Origin of the sequence: Cyclobacterium xiamenense, assembly GCF_042140265.1 — a bacterium.
In the GTDB taxonomy this organism is placed as follows: Bacteria; Bacteroidota; Bacteroidia; order Cytophagales; family Cyclobacteriaceae; genus Cyclobacterium; species Cyclobacterium xiamenense_A.
Map to the genome: position 1 here is coordinate 3,560,481 of NZ_CP159481.1, position 16,525 is coordinate 3,577,005.

A 16,525-nucleotide genomic window follows, 5' to 3' on the forward strand; every position below is an offset into this window, starting at 1 on the left:
AATAATGGCCGGAGTTCTGGAAGGAACCCGCCCCAAGGCACATAAAAAAAGGGTTGAATGCAGCTGCATTCAACCCCCCCAAATTGCTGCGGTTTTTGATAACCGCTTATTTTTTGGAAATGTACTGTACCAGGTCTACTACCTTGTTGGAATAGCCCCATTCGTTATCGTACCAGGCAACCAGTTTTACAAACTTGTCACTCAATTGTATGCCGGCTCCGGCATCGAAAATAGAAGTGCGTGCATCTCCGATGAAGTCATTGGATACCACCGCATCTTCGGTATAGCCCAGGATCCCTTTCAGGTCACCTTCGGAAGCTTCTTTCATCTTGGCACAAATTTCTTCGTAGCTGGCTCCTTTGGCCAATCGGACCGTAAGATCGACTACCGAAACATCCGGAGTCGGGACGCGGAAAGCCATCCCTGTCAATTTACCATTTAATTCGGGAATTACTTTTCCTACAGCTTTGGCCGCACCGGTAGAGGATGGAATGATATTTTGTCCCGCTCCTCTGCCGCCTCTCCAGTCTTTTGCAGAGGGCCCATCTACCGTTTTCTGGGTAGCCGTGGTGGCATGAACCGTGGTCATCAGCCCTTCTTCGATGCCCCAATTATCGTTGACTACCTTGGCAAGCGGCGCGAGGCAGTTGGTGGTACAGGAGGCATTGGACACGTATACCATGTCAGACGTATAGGAGGACTCGTTGACGCCCATTACAAACATGGGCGTATCGTCCTTGGAGGGCGCAGACATCACCACCTTCTTGGCACCTGCTTCGATATGTCCCTTTGCAGTCTCCTTGGTAAGAAACAAACCGGTAGATTCAACGATGATTTCAGCACCGACGTCCGCCCACTTCAGGTCCGCAGGGTTTCTTTCGGAGGTAACGCGAATCGCATTTCCATTGACCACCAATTTCCCGTCCTTAACTTCCACCTCGCCTTTGAATTGTCCGTGCGTGGAATCGTATTTTAGCATGTAGGCCATGTAGTCTACATCAATCAGGTCATTGATACCTACGATTTGCACATCCTCTCTTTCCTGAGCGGCGCGAAATACAAGTCTCCCTATTCTACCGAATCCATTGATCCCTACTTTGATTTTTTCCATAATGTAACTTTTCTAATCTAAGGTTTAAAGAGTATTAGCAACTGCAGTTCCTTGTTTCGTCGCTAAAACTTGCCCGCAAGGCGACCAAATCATAATTAGTAAAACAAGGTATTTCAACAATCATGTCGAAATTTTCAATGGTCAAATTTATAAAAATTTAATTTATCATTGAAATTTTGCTTTTGATTAGTTGGAAAAACTTATCACAACAGAATTTGACCAAGCACTTCGCAAATTTCGATTAATTTTGGATTTCATTACTCATTTGGACATGGAGGAATTGGACCAATTGCAGATACACTTCGAAGGAGATTCCCTCTTTCTGATGAACCTTTCCCTGGCCGTCATCATGTTTGGCGTTGCCCTGGATATTCGGCTTGGAGACTTTCAACGAATTTGGCGGTACCCCAAACCCTTCTTTCTGGGAATCACCGCCCAGTTTCTTCTGCTGCCTGTGCTCACCTGCCTGCTGGTACATGTGATACAACCGATTCCAAGTGTGGCACTGGGTATGTTTTTGGTTGCCGCCTGTCCGGGAGGGAATATTTCCAATTTTCTTACGCACCTGGCGAAGGGAAATACAGCCCTATCGGTTAGTCTAACCGCCTTTGCCACCCTTTCATCCGTCCTGCTGACCCCGCTAAATTTTGCACTATGGTCGGGCTTGTACGGCCCTTCTGCCGAACTCCTTACCCGAATCCAACTGGATTATACCGAGGTATTGCAGACGGTGGGGCTAATTCTGGGCGTTCCCCTTGCTCTGGGTATCTACGTCAATAAAAAATGGCCGCTACCGGCAAGGAAAATGGCGTCCGCACTGAAACCTTTGAGTGTCCTCGTATTCATTGCGATTGTCATTGTGGCCTTTTACAGTAATTTTGAACTGTTTACACGGGTAATTGACCTTATTTTCGGAATCGTGCTACTGCACAACCTGCTGGCACTGGCCTCAGGTTTTTCGCTGGCAAAAGTTGGCGGTCTGCCCCTGGCGGAAACCAAAACACTTACCCTAGAAACCGGTATTCAAAATTCAGGCCTGGCGCTGGTTTTGATATTTACCTATTTTGAGGGCCTTGGAGGCATGTCGATCATTGCCGGCTGGTGGGGAATCTGGCACATCCTGTCGGGACTACTGGTAGCTACGGCATGGAAGTACAAAACGGCTGTTTCCAGCCCCGGAGCCTAAGAAAAAACCCAACCGACCGCCGCATCGGATTTGTAGGGGCCGCTCCGTTCGTTAAACCTTGTAGTACTCTACCAACCGACCATCAAAACCTGCTACTTTCTCTACCAATTGGTCCCTTTTGGCGGCATCGAAGGCAGTAAAGCTTTTCGCAAAATTTATTTTTTCTGTAAGCATATCCGCGTTATCTGCGCCGGTGATCAACACGCTGATGGGAAGGGACCAGGAAAAATGCACGGCTTCCTCCACACTCAGCGCATGGGGAATAATCTTCGGTTTGTCCCCATGATTAAAATGGGAGGTCCCACCAAAGAATCCGCCGTTGGCCAGCGTTTTCATGGCCATGGGAGCCATTTTTTTCTCGACCAACCGAGGCATGACGTTGGTTATAAAGCTTTTGTAATTTGGATCAAACGCATTGATTGGCATCTGACAAGCCTGAAGCACATCGGTCCGCTCCAACATGCGCAAGTGAGCGTTGAAATCAGAATGTCCCGAAAACCCGATGTATCGGACTTTACCGCTTTCTTTCGCCTGTTGCACCACATCCAATACTCCGTTTGAAATACGGCCGTCTACATCCGAGGGACTGGTGACGGCGTGGATCAACCATAAATCCAGGTAGTCGGTTTTAAGGCGCCGCAGGGTACCTTCCAAATGCGCCTGCGCGGTCTTGCCATCCCTTGCCGTGGATTTACTCTGAATAAAGGCTACATCCCGATATTTAGGACTGAGGTACTTTCCATAACGCTCCTCACCTCGACCATTCCCATAAGATTCTGCATTGTCGAAGAAACGGATACCCCCTTCAATGGCGCGTTCAATCGTCCGTTCCGCTTCGGTTTCCGGCATGCGCGCAATATGTGCTCCTCCCAGACCAAGCATGGTCACCGCCTCGCCTGTATTTCCAAACTTTCGTTGCGGAAGTAATTCTCCCCACCGATCCGTCACCCGGGCCTTCGTTTCTTTGCCTTCCAACGCCCCTGCCTTTAAGCCAGGTACCTGCATTGGCAACATGATCCCCGCGGTCAAGCCTGCCAGGGTTTTTATAAAGGAGCGTCTGTCTTTCTCATTTTCCCGTTTCATCTGTTTTTGGATTTAAATTGATAGTTTATTCCTGCAGCCATGTTTATTCCCGGCATGGGATACCCGTTTTCCAACTGGTACTGACTGTCAAACAAATTATTTCCCAGAATGTGGGCGCGTAGCCTGTCGCTAATCTGGTAATTGACCTGAAGATTCAGCAAGCTGTAGGTTTCGGATTCGGCTTCTCTGTCCAACGAATTGCGAAGACCAAAGACCTGCTGCACAAAGGGCACAAAGCGAAATTTCCCGACCTGTCCGATCGTTTGTAATTTCAAATAATGCCTGGGTGCAAACAATACATTTTCAGACACATCTGCAAAATTATAGCTAAAAATAAACGCCAACTCTCCCCTTGGGCGGTAATGGATCTGACTTTCCAGGCCCTTGTTTCGAAATGTCCCTGTATTCCTGTTTCCTGGCACACCGCCCGCTATGTCCAATTGTATGAGGTTATCTCCCTTGGTATAGTATACCACGAACTCCAGCTCCCATTTGCCTCCTGAAAAGCTGCGAAGGAACCCTAATTCATGATTCCACAGGGACTCGGGGCGAAGTTCCGTGTTGGACGGAGGAAACAGAAAAAGATCCACCACCGAGGGGCTTCTAAATGCTTTGGAAGAGGATGCCTTGAACACGTTTCGAGCATTTGCTTCGTACGAAAGACCAAATCCGGGTACCGTCGTGTTTCCAAACTGAGAATTGTATACCTCGCGAACACCGGCATTAAGGTGCAGATCCTTCCAAAATGTCTGCTGAACCTGGGCATACACCTCCGTCTGCCTCACCCGGTGCGGATCATCCAGTCCGACCGCTGCGGCTGGCGGAAGTTGGTCGTTGCTGGCTTCTCCCCCAAAGCGGCTATGCTCTACACCAAAGGTAAGGGTTTGACCCGGTACCAATTTTAAATTTTGATACAGGGACAAGCCCTGATTAAAATCTACGGATTGAAACCCGGTCGCAAAGCGATGTTCTCCAAAATTGTGGTACACTAACACCGCTCCGGATGCTTTTTCGCCGTCATTTCTTACTCCCAACGCTACCCTGCCCCTCCGGTAATCCCTTTGATCGTCAGAAAGCGGTGCTTCCAGTGTACCCGGATGCTGGTAGCTGGCGTCCGACAATTGCAGATCTCCTGTCAGGGTCAGTCCTTCCTGCAGGTGATGGGTCAGTTTATAAAACAAGGAGGTATTGGAAAAACCGTCTGCGGCATCATCCCTGAAACCATCGGTCGCGCCGTGGTTCAATGAAACGAGCGATTCCCATCTTTCGGACTGAAAAGCAAGCTTTCCAGACAGGGTTCGGGTACCAAAAGATCCCGCGGTGCCTGCAACCTGACCCGACCAGCCGGGGGATCGGGTATTGGCAGTGATTAGATTAATTGCTCCTCCCATTGCGTTGCTGCCATAGAGCACGGAAGCGGCTCCGCGAATCACTTCTACTCGTTCGATGTCTGTCGCATGATAGGCATCGGCAATGGGATGACTGAATATTCCCATGAATTGAGGTTGCCCGTCAATAAGCACCAAAATCCGGTTATTGGGGGTGCCGCTGATACCCCGAATCGACAGGTTTCCACCCGATCCGGGCCCTACCCCGTAGCCCACCGTAGCCCGGTCATTGAGCATGAGTCCCGGAACGTGGGGGACGATGGAAGGCAAGACGTTGATATGAGAGGATTGCTCCAACTGGTCCCGATCAATGATGGAAATACTGGCCGAAACCTGAGAAGCAGCACGCGCCGAACGGGTGCCGGTAACCACAACCTGATCCAGCGACATGCCAAGCGAATCAGGTTCCTGCGCATTAGCAAGGGCAGACCAACCTATACAGAGCAATAACAGGGCGTAAAACGGCACGTTTCTCATGCATCGATGGCGTTTTTCCAGGGCCAGGCTACGCAGGATTTTACTTTCGGAAACAAGACAAAGTCTGCAGTACCTTTCAAAACAAAGGTATGCACTTCGTGACCGGAGAGTCGCGTTTTCACTACAGCGAGCGTTTTACCGGTGACCGACACGTCGTCCACAATCAAAATCCGGTGGTGACTAAATAAATCCCAGTCAAAATCACTCACGACCACGGGCTCCTGGTAAAGCGGCTCGTTGGCATCGTTTCGGTGGCTGATACGAACGATTTTCAACGCAGCTCCCAACTGATGTGCAATCATACAAGCAGGCGCTATTCCGCCCCGGGCGATTCCCAGCACCAGGTCTACTTCCGGAAAAGGAAATCCGTGTAGCGCTTCACTGATGGCATCAAAAGAAATATCCAGTTTTTCCGACATGCGTTCATATTAAGGCCAGGTAAGCGCTGGTTTTCAGGTACCGCTTGGTTTTTTTTTCCTGCCCACCAACAAATAACCCAGCAAAAGAAGTATCAAAATGCCTGGCAATCCGGTAGATAAGGATTGGCTGAAATAGGCAAAGGGAGCTACGGGTAGCAGACCAAAGATTAAAACAAGCCCTGCTCCCACCGATTTGGCGAGAACAATCGCAGTGATTACTGCCCAATACGATTTTCCCCGAGCAAGCAGAAACTGAAGGAGCAGGGTGAAAACGGTCAGCTCAACCGTCAGGATCAACAGCAGTGACCATTGCTCGTTTCCTGTGATCAGAAAATTTAGTGCAGGCGAAACCAAGGCAGCCAGCACGGCCGGTACCTTGTCTGTCAAAACCAACGCGATCAATGGCACATAAAACAGCGGCAAAAGAATCGCGCCCAGGGGAGTACCTTGTATGGGTGGGGCCGCGTGCACAAGTAAGGGGAACAACACAGCAGCCATCACTGTCATAAACACGAAAATCGTGGGGCTGCTTTTGTAATATTCACTTATAGAATGTATCATGAGTATCTGGATAATTTGCTGGGTTTAATGTAATTAAAAAATTCCACGTGCACAATCTTTGCCAGAAGATTCGGTCCATTCCAGTGCTTTGCCATGGAAAGATTTCTGGTCTGATAATTGTTCCGCTATCCCCGGAACCATCGATTCATATCTTTTAGTAAAACTATTATGCCCGTAATTGGAGAACTTGTAAAGAAAGCAATAGCGCTTGGTGGAAAGCTACATTCGGAAGCCAGCCCCATTGAAAAACAGGAAAAAGTATTGAAGGAACTCCTGGAAAAAGCAAAGGATACCTCTTTTGGGAAATACCACGGATTCGGTCTTCTACTCGAAGCCAAAAACCCCATCCGCCAGTTTCAAGCCAAAGTACCCTATTTCGATTACGATACCCTTTATGCACAATGGTGGTGCAAAATTCGGGAAGGGCACCGGGACATCACCTGGCCAGGGATCAATCGCTTTTTTGCCGTGAGTTCCGGCACTACCAGCAAGAGCAAATACATTCCCGTTACGGAAGACATGCTGGATGCCATTCGTAAAACCGGAATTCAGCAAATCATCAGCTTGTCGAACTACGACCTACCCGCTGACTTTTTCGAACGGCAGATCATGATGCTGGGAAGTTCCACGGACCTCAACGAAAATGGGGATTTTCTGGAAGGGGAAATAAGCGGTATCAGTGCCAGTCAGATTCCATTTTGGTTTAGCAATTTCTACAAGCCAGGCCCGGAAATTGCAGCCATAGAGGATTGGGACGAGCGCATCGAAAAAATAGCCGAGCAAGCAACAGAGTGGGACATCGGCAGTATTTCTGGCATTCCCTCCTGGATTGAATTGATGATGAAGCGGGTAATTGCCTACCATCAGGTAGCGACCATCCACGACCTGTGGCCCAACCTAACGGTATACACGCCGGGAGGAGTGGCATTTGAACCTCATCGAAAAAGTTTCGAACAAAACCTCAGGCATCCTCTGGTTTACATCGACACCTACCTGGCTTCAGAAGGGTTTCTTGCCTTTCAGCGAAGGCCTACTACGGATGCAATGGCCTTGGTGTTGGACAACGGCATTTTTTTTGAATTTGTTCCTTTCACTCCGGAAAACCTCGATGAGAACGGAAGCGTTCGGCCCGATGCGAAAGCCCTCACCATCGGGGAGGTGGAAGAAGGTACCGAGTATATCCTGATCATCTCTACCGTTGCCGGAGCCTGGCGTTACTTGATCGGTGATACGGTGGCCTTTACCAACAAAGAGCAAGCGGAAATCAAAATAACTGGTCGCACGAAGTTTTTCCTGAATGTAGTAGGAAGCCAGCTAAGTGTTCATCAAATGGATCAGGCCATGGAAGCGCTTCAGGAGAAATTCGGGCTGGCTGTTCCGGAATACACCGTGAGTGCGGTGCAGGAAAACAGTACTTACTTGCATCGCTGGTACCTCGGAAAAGAATCCGGAAAGGCGATGCATCGGGAGCTCACAGAGTTTCTGGATCGATTCCTTAAAGAGGCCAATAAGAATTATGAGGTTGCCCGAAAAAAGGCTCTGGAATCGGTAGAGGTGGTTGTCATCCCCGCAGAGGCCTTTATCGCCTACAATGAAAAACAAAAGAAAAAAGGAGGGCAGACAAAATTCCCCCGGGTAATGAAGGAAGCGATGTTTTTGGATTGGGAATCCTTTTTACAGCAGGAAGGGTACCTGCAGCAACACTGAAACCGTTTCCGACAGGCTTTTTGTTTAAAATAACGTTATATTTAAGCAGATGATCCTGGAATGCGGCAATCGTAAGGAAAGGAACAACCTGCAAAAGCTATGCTGATTTTTAAGTCACTGTCGTCAAAAAACTACCGGTTTTTCTTTGCAGGCCAGGCTTTTTCCAACTTGGGCAACATGATGAAGCAGGTAGCAGTGGGATGGCTGGTGTACCGTATTACCGGCTCCGCTCTGCTGCTCGGTCTGGTATCCTTTTCGCGGGAGATATCGGCTTTTCTGTTTTCCACGGTGGCGGGTGTGTTGGCCGACCGGTACAACAAGCACCGCTTACTGATGGCATGTCAATCAATCGTCGCAGTGAATGCGGCCATTTTGGCATTGCTGACCCTTTTCGATTGGATTAGTTTTCAGGCATTGCTCGTGTTGGAAATACTTTTCGGACTGGTAAGCGGACTGGAAATGCCCTCCAGGCATGCATTCGTCAACGATCTGGTCGAGGACAAAAACTACCTGACCAACGCCATCGCGCTGAACTCTTCCCTATTCAATACGGCCCGTATATTGGGCCCTGCGCTGGCAGGAGTATTGATTCCGCTCATCGGGGAAGGCTATTGTTTTTTAATCTATGCATTGGCAAGTTTTTCTGTGGTTGCTTTCTTTGCGGGTATTGATTACCGCCCCGATTTCGAAAAAAACGCCGGCCAAGCGATTTAGTAAAGAATTTGCCGAAGGTGCCTCCTATGCCATTTCCACCAGGCACATTCGCTTCATTATCCTTTTTGTGGCCGGGCTTACCCTTGTCGGCGTCTCGTACATGGTCGTATTACCAGTATTCGCCGCAGATGTTTTTGATGGAGGGGCGGTCATTTTCGGCTACATGACCAGTGCGGTTGGCATCGGTTCGCTTATTGGTGCCGTTTTTGTGGGAACCAAACGGAATGCATTGGGCTTGGACAAGTTGATTCTTCTGGGTACGGTTTTATTTGCCTTCGGTCTTGCAATTTTCTCCTTTAGTACGATATTGTGGATATCCTTGCTCGCCTTGGTAACGACCGGGTTGGGAAGGGTTATCGTATTTACCGGATCCAACACGCTGCTTCAAACAATTTCTCCGGACGAGAAAAGAGGTCGTGTATTGAGCTTTTACATCATGCTCTTCATGGGTTCTCTGTCGCTGGGAAGCTTTTTAATTGGCTTGGTCAGCGACTGGGTGGGCGCACCACTGACCGTGTTTTTCGGAAGCATTGGCGTATTATTACTGGCGATCTATTATGCCAAAAGTTTGCCACTCCTGCGCAAAAGAACGTACCGTGCCATAAAAAAATCTGAGCTAATCTGGGAGAGAAATTAATCCCAACTACGAACCGTTAAATCAATCCATCATGAAACCATTGCCGTTATTAGTTGTCAATAGTATCACCTTTCTACTCGTGCTGCTTTTCAACTACCTGGGGAGCTCCGGTGACTATTTCGGTAGCACGGTCGGCGAAGTCAGTGCCGGGTACCAAACCTTACTTACCCCCGCGGGATATGCCTTTTCCATCTGGGGAGTAATCTACTTGGGCTGGCTGGCATTTCTTGGATTTCAGTGGCAAAGCTATCTCACTGGAAGCGCCGGTTCGGTCCTTCTACCTGCCGGAATCTGGTTTTCATTGGCGAATATGAGCAATGCGCTATGGGTTTGGGCCTGGACCTCCGGACACCTCTGGCTCTCCTTGCTTCTTATCACTTGTTTGCTGCTGGCCTTGATTCGACTGGTGATCAATTTTCGGGCCGAATTGGACGACGCACCCCTGCGAATTCTCTTTTGGGTTTGGTGGCCCGTTAGCATTTACACGGGATGGGTGATATTGGCCACCGTACTCAATGCCTCTGTGGTCCTTAAAAGTGAAGGTTTCTCCGGAGCGCCGGAAGCCGATACCCTCTGGGCTGCTCTGCTTTTGGTAGTAGCGGCAGCGATTTATATTTTTCTGACCCTGAAACGAAACATGCGGGAGGCGGCTCTGGTTGGCGCCTGGGGTACAGCAGCTATCGCCCTGAGCAAATGGGAGCAAGCACCTACAATCGGGATATTGGCCGCCGCCGTGGCGGTAATTCTGCTGCTGATCGCCGGCATCCACGGATTTGTCCACCGAAAAACTTCTCCTTTACTGAAAATGAAAAAAGGGGAATGGAAGTAATTCTCGCAGGAAATTTGCATCAACGGCTTCGGTTATCTGAGCGGTCCGTTTCTTTGAAATAAGATTTCATCACTCCCTGGGCCAGTTTGTTTTGCGGGCTGAAGTCCGGTACCAACTCCCTGGAGCGAGGGTACCATTTCCAGAAATACACCCCCTGAAACCAGGGCTTGTCCCAGACGGCTTCAAAAAATGCCTGGTAGCAGCGTGCCTGAATTTCCTGGGAGACGCTCGCATGTTTACGCTGACTAGGCCAGAGCCAGGGTTCCTGAGCGGCATCTCGGGTATCGCAATAGCCAAGTTCGGTAAACAATATGGGCTTACGAAAGCTCCGGCTGACTTTATCCAATGTTGGCAGAACTCGTTCCCAACCTCGCTGCAGCTGATTCAAGGGCGATCCGTTCCCATGGCCAACGGAAAGTAGGCCTGCACACCGATAAAGTCAAGCGCATCCCAAAAGCGTACCTTCTCGTACTCGGTAAAATTGGCTGCATACGTCAGCTTACCGGAATAAACTTGCCTTACTGCCTTGATAATATTCCTCCATTCCTTTTCTCGATGGCTGGTTTTTTCCAATTCGGTGCCGACGCAAAGGAAAGGCAAAGCATTCTCCTCCGCAAACCGCGCATAATACAAAATAAACTCTTGGTAATTCTGAAACCAGCGTTGCCAATCCGTTTCGCTTTTCATGGCAATTTCACCCGGCCAGGAACCGCGTACCCACAAATGTGGCTTCAGCATGCTCCTCAATCCCAACCGCTCCGCCGAATCTACGGTTGCTTGCAATCCGGCGGTGGACTCTCCCCACCACATCTTGTCCCGGTGGGTCTCCCATAGCAGTTCCGGAGCCGAAATATCGGCTTGCCATCCAAACGGAGTCTGAGAGATGTGGCTGGCGCCCGTTTCGGACAAGACCGCCAATTCTCCACCTTGCAGGGGATGGGGACTCCCTACCCAACAAACCCCACGGTGCTTTTCTCCATCCAACGAAGGCAGGGTTTCATTGCGCTTATTAGCGGTGCATGCCAATAGGGGCAGCAACAGGCACCACAGATGCGGGAGATAGCTATTGGTCGTGTTCCGGCTCATGATACACTTTTTTTAAAGAGGATTCGGAGAAATGCGCCCATCATCAGTAGGTATATCCAGCTGAACGGCAGTGCCATGACAATCAACAATTGGCTAATAGCGGCCAAAAGCTGGTCTTTGCCGATAAAGAGTGTGGCGACTGTAAACAAAACGAGGATTGATCCCCATACGAGTAGATTCCTTCTACCAGGCTCGTTATTCCCGTTATCGGCAAACATGCCCAATACAAATATGGCCGAGTCGATGGAGGTAATAAGAAAAGTAAAAACCAGCAAAAGGGATAAAGGCTGCAGAAGTTTTGTCAGCGGCAGTCCCTCGAAAAACACGAAAATAGAATGGTACAGGGAATCAAACTGGCCCCGATAGGCTTCCGGTAATCCGATGTTCAGGAAGGCTTCGCTTCCGAATACCGCGAACCAAATGAAGGTTCCGAAAGAAGGAACCAGGAGCACGCCAAAAATAAACTCCCGAAAAGTCCTGCCTTTAGAAATCCTGGCAATAAATACCCCGGTAAATGGTGCCCAGGAAAGCCAAAATGCCCAGTAAAAATAGGTCCAGTCCATCAAAAAAGCTTCGGATACCCGCATTTCTCCGGCATTGATACTCATCGGAAAAAAATCGTAGAGATAGGCGCCAAGTGCCGCGGCAAAGTTTTCGGCCATGTGCCAGGTGTCTCCGACAAGCAACGTGAAGGTCAACAGAAACAAGGCCATTCCAATGTTAAATCGGGAAATGTTGCGTATGCCCCGACTTAGCCCCGAAAAGGCCGAAAGGGTCGCCAGGGATCCCAGAAAAAGAACGAGGTACGCATTGTTTACATAACTTAGCTCCACCGGTACCAGAATTTCGCTAAAACCGGCAAGTAGCTGCCTGCTCCCCAGACCAACCGCACCGACCACACCGAATAAGGTACTAAGAATAGTAACCACATCGATGGGAACCGTCAACCAGGATTGCTGGTACCGTTCATTTAAAATGGAAGAGCTGAGCATGCGCCGCGACTTTCCGTATACCAGATAACCGATGATCAGCCCAAACATACCATAAAAAGCCCATGGCGTAAGTCCCCAATGAAAAAAGGTATATTCCAGTGCAAATACCTCTGGATTCCAAGCGGATGCCCGTGGCGGCTGGGTGAAATAAAATACGGGCTCCTGCACCGCGCGCAACATCAATCCTGCCCCCATGCCCGTACTGTAAAGCATGGCCATCCAGGAAAACCAGCCATAGGCGAGTGGACCCTCTCCGAGCGTGATTTTTCCCCAGGGAGACAGGGCAATGACTAGCAATACCAGGACCATAAACAAACCAAGGAGCAGGTAAAAATCCCCAAAATAAAAAAGGGTATCCCCGGCTACCTCCTCCAACCATTCGGTGAATCCGGATGGAAATAAAAAGGCAAACAGGAGAAACAGCAGGCTCGCCAGCAGGGAATACAGAAAAGTCGGTTGCCGGTACGCATTCACAGGCGCTGGAATTGGTTCATCCCTGCCAATATACACAATTGCTAAAACTACTTCCCAATCATTTGTTTCTTTGTGGTGGCAATTCTGGCATCCCCATCAAACAATTGACCGGGAACTACCCGCTGCGCATTGGTCCAAACACCATCGATTACGAACCCATTGGAACCAGCCAGGGCCATGAGTCACCAACTGATTCGTACGAATCATGTTTTCAAAGGAGATAAGGGTTGCATTTATCGGGAAAACCAACGATGAAACAGGTGGTTACGCCACCTTTTGGGCCGAGCCCAATCCTGTTCCATTTCATAGGGAAGCATCCATACCCGGCCCTTGCTGTCCCCAAAATACAAATGGCTTTCGCTAAACTCATTGGGGTTGCCATCGGCCCAAAAGTAATAAAAGGGATCGGAGCCCTGCTGGACCCTTCGAATGTAATTATGATTTCGCTTGCTACCACGGGTCAGCTGACGACTCATTTCCCAACTCTTCCCCTGGTCGAAGCTTTTCCATACCTGCACCTCTCCCCCGGCTCCCCAGGCTTGCGGACGGTTTTCTGTGGGCCCAATGACCATCCACTCGTTTTCATTTATCCACAAGCTTCCCATATCGTAATTCTGGTCCGACTGGGTGATCAGGTGGTCCTGCCAGTTGCTGCCGTCCCAGTGCACCAGGTGCCAGTTACGTAATCCGTTTTCGGGACCGGGCTCATGCCCGATTCCTTCCACATACAAGGCCATGGGATTCCCCTCCGTATCAAAGCCGACATCTTTTAAGTACACGTTTCGCTTCTGGCTAAAATACTCCCTCACCAAGCCCGAAGACGTCAGGTTGACTACTGGAATACTCAGTACCGTTCCTTCACTATCCGTCCAGGTCTTGCCAAAATCGGTGGTTTGGAAATAGTACAAATTCGTTCGCAGGTCCACATTTCCATTGGGGTGCCAATTGCAAAAAAAGCCAATTTTATTGCCGTGTTGCCCGGAAATCTGGTAATGCCCCGCGTTCTTATCTCCATTTCGTTTGATAGAAACTAACTTCTGATCCTCAGACCAATCCACGCCATCCGGGCTGGTTTCCATGTACAGTTCGCGCACCCCGGTATATTTGGTGAACAAATTCAGAAATCCCTGTCCAGCGAGGTATTTTGGCTGCGGATACGTCATTTCCTCTTCGGTGATCCGATCAAAGGCAGCCGCACTGTATGGTTCCTTGCTCCGGTATTTGAACCCCATCCTCCGTCTTCCTCTTCCGCTAACAAATACCCACAGATATCCTTTTTCATCCATGGCCAGGCTGGGGTTGTCATGGGGATCGTCCACTCCTTCTTTGTCGTGCACAATTACCGGCCTTGACACCATGCCGGTGCGGTGGTCAAATACACCGATCATGCATAGCAGGTGCTTTTCCTGCGGAGATCGGGTGCCCCCATAGACAAAAAAGGTTTGATTGACCTCGGGTGAATAAATGGCAAGCGGACGGTGCTTGGCCGTGTAGGTACCCAGACCGCCGGAATATTTATCGCCAAAATCAGAAAACTGGCCCAGAGTAAACCAAATTCCCTGGTAACCGTTGCCCACTGGAAAATTCTTTTGGGCAAGCGACTGCTGCCCAAAAGAAAGAAAAATAACGAATAAGCTGGAAAGGAGGTAGGAATGTAGCTGTTTCATAGACCAAAGAACGATGAAACAACAAAAATAAGGAAATATTCCTGCTAAAAAATGTTAGCAACCCAAGAAGCTTTACACAGAAACTCTACAACTGATAACTTTCTTTAAGCATCACAAAGTCCTGTATGCTAAAGGGTTTAACCCAGAAATCCACGATTCGCGGGTAACGTTCCGCTCGTCGTTTGTCCGAAGACTCAATGGAAGAGGTAATGATGATTACCTTTAACAGCTCAGAAAACTGAGTTGACTCCAAGCGATCCAGAACATCCCAGCCCGAAAGACCTGGCATGTTGATATCCAGAAACATCAGTAATTCTTCGCTCAGTCCCTCATTTTCCGCCAAAAAATCCAAGGCCGACTCTCCATTGTTAAAGGATGCGACCGGATGGCTTATCCCTGCTTTTTCCATCAACTTCTTCTGCAATAAAATGACGATAGGGTCGTCGTCTACCAATAATATCTTCACCTGTTACCTATTAACGTTGTCATTTTTTACCAATAAAAAGAGTGGTTGGGGTCCAAATGGGGCTGCGACACTGAGACCTTTCAAACAATAATTTTTACATGCATTTTTATATATTTAAAATACATTTTTCCAAATGTAAAACAAGAACAAGAAATTAAAAAGATAAATGCTGCTTTTTTTCGTAAAAATTTTGGTTCGCAGATGATTTAAGGCCGATGCCTAAAAAATATTATAAAAAAACCATTAATTATATAACTAATGGTTCTTTTTCGTTGGAGGTGAATTTGGCTTAAGCAATCGGTAGCCAGGGTTAGGTAGAAAACATGGCTTCGTAGTGCGGACTCTTGGCCAGTATTCCACCGCTCTTCTCGTAAAACTCCTGGCCGGTAGGATACACGCCATCGCGGGTTTGTACCCAGGGAGCATCGGACATGGGATGATAAGCCAGCATTTGTTCCCAATTTTTGTAGTACTGATGTCCATTGGTTTCCTGCAATCCGAGATTCATATCTGGAAAGGGAGCCAAACGTGCCGCTACATTTTTATTCCAGTCTACCAGGATGGGGTTTACTGTCAGGTCGGCGCAAAAGCAGGGAATGCTTCGTTCGTGGGCGGCCTGGACAATTTTCATGGTCATGCTCATTGTTTTTGCTATCGCTTTGACCGCGATGGCTGCGTAGCCTTGTTCGATGCGTACCAAGGCATCCTCTACGGTATGGGCACTTTCATCTGCTGCCACCCGCACTCCCAAATCTCCCACGTAGGTTTCATTTTCTTCCGCAAACGGCTCCTCAATCACCGCAATCCGATCAAATGCGCCAATTTTTTTTGCATGGTCCAGAAAACGCTCCAGTGTCTCTTTCTCTTCGTATCGGCCGTTTGCATCAAAATAATAAGGAATTTTTCCGTTTTGCGTGTAGCGGGTCTCGCGTGGCCCCAGTGTCTTATGAACGGCTGTCAAAAATTCTATGTCTTTTTGCAACATTTCTTTCTGTGTGCCGGGCGCACCCGTTTTCAATTTCATAATAAAATGTCCTCTATCCGCGGCATCGTTTATGTCGGCAATGGAAGCCCCCACGCTAAACGAAGGGATGCTGGCTACTTTATCGTGTTGATGAGACAGTCCCGGGCGGTAGGCATCGGGAATCATCTCATCAAATGTTTTATACCCATTCTCTTCCCCAAAGAGTAACCAGGCCGCATTGTCAACCGGCACCAGCGCATTTAGCGCAAATGTCTTTTTTAGTGCTGGGTTGCGGGTGATTTTTATCCCGTATGCGTACACCTCCGGTAATATATCCTCCAGGAGTGAAACGGGATCTAAAAAGTGGGTTCCCTGGATCAATTGCAAGGCCCTTTCGGTCATGGCATACATCAGGGCGTTTCCTCCCGTCGTGGAATGCGCCTGGAAAACAGCCTTATCGGACCATAGCGTGCCCTGAGTACCTATACCCACCGCATGCCTCCCACTTTCCGCCTGCATCAAGGCTACCGTCTGCCAGGCTTCCGTAATGGCACTTCCCTTAAATCGATAGGGGAACAAAGGTTCTCGTTCAAAATTGGAATCGGTATGACTGATTTTAATCTTCGTATTCATTTTCTTTCGGGGGTTACTTTCAGCAAATCCCATATGAGGAAAGCTACCAAGGCTGCCGAGGGCAACCGCACTACCGGTTTTTTGAAGAAAATCCCGGCGACTCAAGGCAAGTGGGCGTTCGTTTTTCATGA

At 48.8% G+C, this 16,525-nt stretch carries 17 protein-coding genes; 5 read left to right on the plus strand and 12 right to left on the minus strand.

Annotated elements, in window-relative coordinates:
- Positions 1-106: 106 nt before the first annotated feature.
- Positions 107-1,111: a type I glyceraldehyde-3-phosphate dehydrogenase gene (gene gap / locus ABWH99_RS14575; protein ID WP_375582580.1), complete on the minus strand. Its 1,005-nt coding sequence runs from the start codon at positions 1,109-1,111 to the stop codon at positions 107-109.
- Between the two features lie 247 nt (positions 1,112-1,358).
- On the opposite strand from gap, the gene ABWH99_RS14580 reads away from it, so the two are divergent.
- Positions 1,359-2,297 carry a bile acid:sodium symporter family protein gene (locus ABWH99_RS14580; protein WP_375582581.1) on the plus strand — a complete coding sequence of 313 codons (939 nt, stop codon included), beginning with the start codon at positions 1,359-1,361 and terminating at the stop codon, positions 2,295-2,297.
- 51 nt (positions 2,298-2,348) lie between these two features.
- Here ABWH99_RS14580 and ABWH99_RS14585 read toward each other — a convergent pair whose 3' ends face one another.
- From ABWH99_RS14585 to ABWH99_RS14600, 4 genes are read right to left on the minus strand one after another with little or no spacing between them, the layout of a single operon-like run.
- On the minus strand, positions 2,349-3,380 hold the full coding sequence (locus tag ABWH99_RS14585) for an aldo/keto reductase (RefSeq protein WP_375582582.1): 1,032 nt from the start codon (positions 3,378-3,380) through the stop codon (positions 2,349-2,351).
- Positions 3,377-5,245 (minus strand): TonB-dependent receptor plug domain-containing protein, encoded by a 1,869-nt coding sequence (locus ABWH99_RS14590; protein WP_375582583.1) that lies wholly within the window; start codon positions 5,243-5,245, stop codon positions 3,377-3,379. The genes ABWH99_RS14585 and ABWH99_RS14590 overlap by 4 nt, the downstream gene beginning before the upstream one ends.
- A complete protein-coding gene (locus tag ABWH99_RS14595; protein WP_375582584.1) occupies positions 5,242-5,664 on the minus strand; it encodes a phosphoribosyltransferase in 423 nt (140 codons plus the stop codon). The genes ABWH99_RS14590 and ABWH99_RS14595 overlap by 4 nt, the downstream gene beginning before the upstream one ends.
- Positions 5,665-5,697: 33 nt before the next feature.
- Positions 5,698-6,225, minus strand: coding sequence for a hypothetical protein (locus ABWH99_RS14600; RefSeq protein ID WP_375582585.1), 528 nt, complete (start codon positions 6,223-6,225; stop codon positions 5,698-5,700).
- Between the two features lie 168 nt (positions 6,226-6,393).
- Here ABWH99_RS14600 and ABWH99_RS14605 point away from each other — a divergent pair, with 168 nt between their 5' ends.
- The 4 genes from ABWH99_RS14605 (at position 6,394) to ABWH99_RS14620 (ending at position 10,112) form a co-directional block, all read left to right on the plus strand.
- Positions 6,394-7,932 carry a GH3 auxin-responsive promoter family protein gene (locus tag ABWH99_RS14605; RefSeq protein WP_375582586.1) on the plus strand — a complete coding sequence of 513 codons (1,539 nt, stop codon included), beginning with the start codon at positions 6,394-6,396 and terminating at the stop codon, positions 7,930-7,932.
- Positions 7,933-8,031: 99 nt separating this feature from the next.
- Positions 8,032-8,646: an MFS transporter gene (locus ABWH99_RS14610; RefSeq protein ID WP_375582587.1), complete on the plus strand. Its 615-nt coding sequence runs from the start codon at positions 8,032-8,034 to the stop codon at positions 8,644-8,646.
- Positions 8,558-9,283 (plus strand): MFS transporter, encoded by a 726-nt coding sequence (locus ABWH99_RS14615; protein ID WP_375582588.1) that lies wholly within the window; start codon positions 8,558-8,560, stop codon positions 9,281-9,283. The genes ABWH99_RS14610 and ABWH99_RS14615 overlap by 89 nt, the downstream gene beginning before the upstream one ends.
- 31 nt (positions 9,284-9,314) lie before the next feature.
- Positions 9,315-10,112 (plus strand): hypothetical protein, encoded by a 798-nt coding sequence (locus ABWH99_RS14620; protein ID WP_375582589.1) that lies wholly within the window; start codon positions 9,315-9,317, stop codon positions 10,110-10,112.
- A gap of 19 nt (positions 10,113-10,131) precedes the next feature.
- Here the strand turns inward: ABWH99_RS14620 and ABWH99_RS14625 are convergent, their stop codons facing one another.
- The 7 genes from ABWH99_RS14625 to ABWH99_RS14655 form a co-directional block, all read right to left on the minus strand.
- Complete coding sequence (locus ABWH99_RS14625; protein WP_375582590.1) at positions 10,132-10,500, minus strand: hypothetical protein; 369 nt, start codon at positions 10,498-10,500, stop codon at positions 10,132-10,134.
- Positions 10,497-11,198: a hypothetical protein gene (locus tag ABWH99_RS14630; RefSeq protein ID WP_375582591.1), complete on the minus strand. Its 702-nt coding sequence runs from the start codon at positions 11,196-11,198 to the stop codon at positions 10,497-10,499. The genes ABWH99_RS14625 and ABWH99_RS14630 overlap by 4 nt, the downstream gene beginning before the upstream one ends.
- Positions 11,195-12,664, minus strand: coding sequence for a BCCT family transporter (locus ABWH99_RS14635; RefSeq protein ID WP_375582592.1), 1,470 nt, complete (start codon positions 12,662-12,664; stop codon positions 11,195-11,197). The genes ABWH99_RS14630 and ABWH99_RS14635 overlap by 4 nt, the downstream gene beginning before the upstream one ends.
- 47 nt (positions 12,665-12,711) lie before the next feature.
- On the minus strand, positions 12,712-12,843 hold the full coding sequence (locus ABWH99_RS14640; RefSeq protein ID WP_375582593.1) for a hypothetical protein: 132 nt from the start codon (positions 12,841-12,843) through the stop codon (positions 12,712-12,714).
- Positions 12,844-12,897: 54 nt separating this feature from the next.
- Complete coding sequence (locus ABWH99_RS14645; RefSeq protein ID WP_375582594.1) at positions 12,898-14,331, minus strand: BNR-4 repeat-containing protein; 1,434 nt, start codon at positions 14,329-14,331, stop codon at positions 12,898-12,900.
- A gap of 85 nt (positions 14,332-14,416) precedes the next feature.
- The gene (locus tag ABWH99_RS14650) at positions 14,417-14,797 is read right to left on the minus strand and encodes a response regulator (protein WP_375582595.1); all 381 of its coding nucleotides are present in this window, start codon (positions 14,795-14,797) and stop codon (positions 14,417-14,419) included.
- A gap of 310 nt (positions 14,798-15,107) precedes the next feature.
- The gene (locus ABWH99_RS14655; protein WP_375582596.1) at positions 15,108-16,523 is read right to left on the minus strand and encodes an enolase C-terminal domain-like protein; all 1,416 of its coding nucleotides are present in this window, start codon (positions 16,521-16,523) and stop codon (positions 15,108-15,110) included.
- Positions 16,524-16,525: the final 2 nt, after the last annotated feature.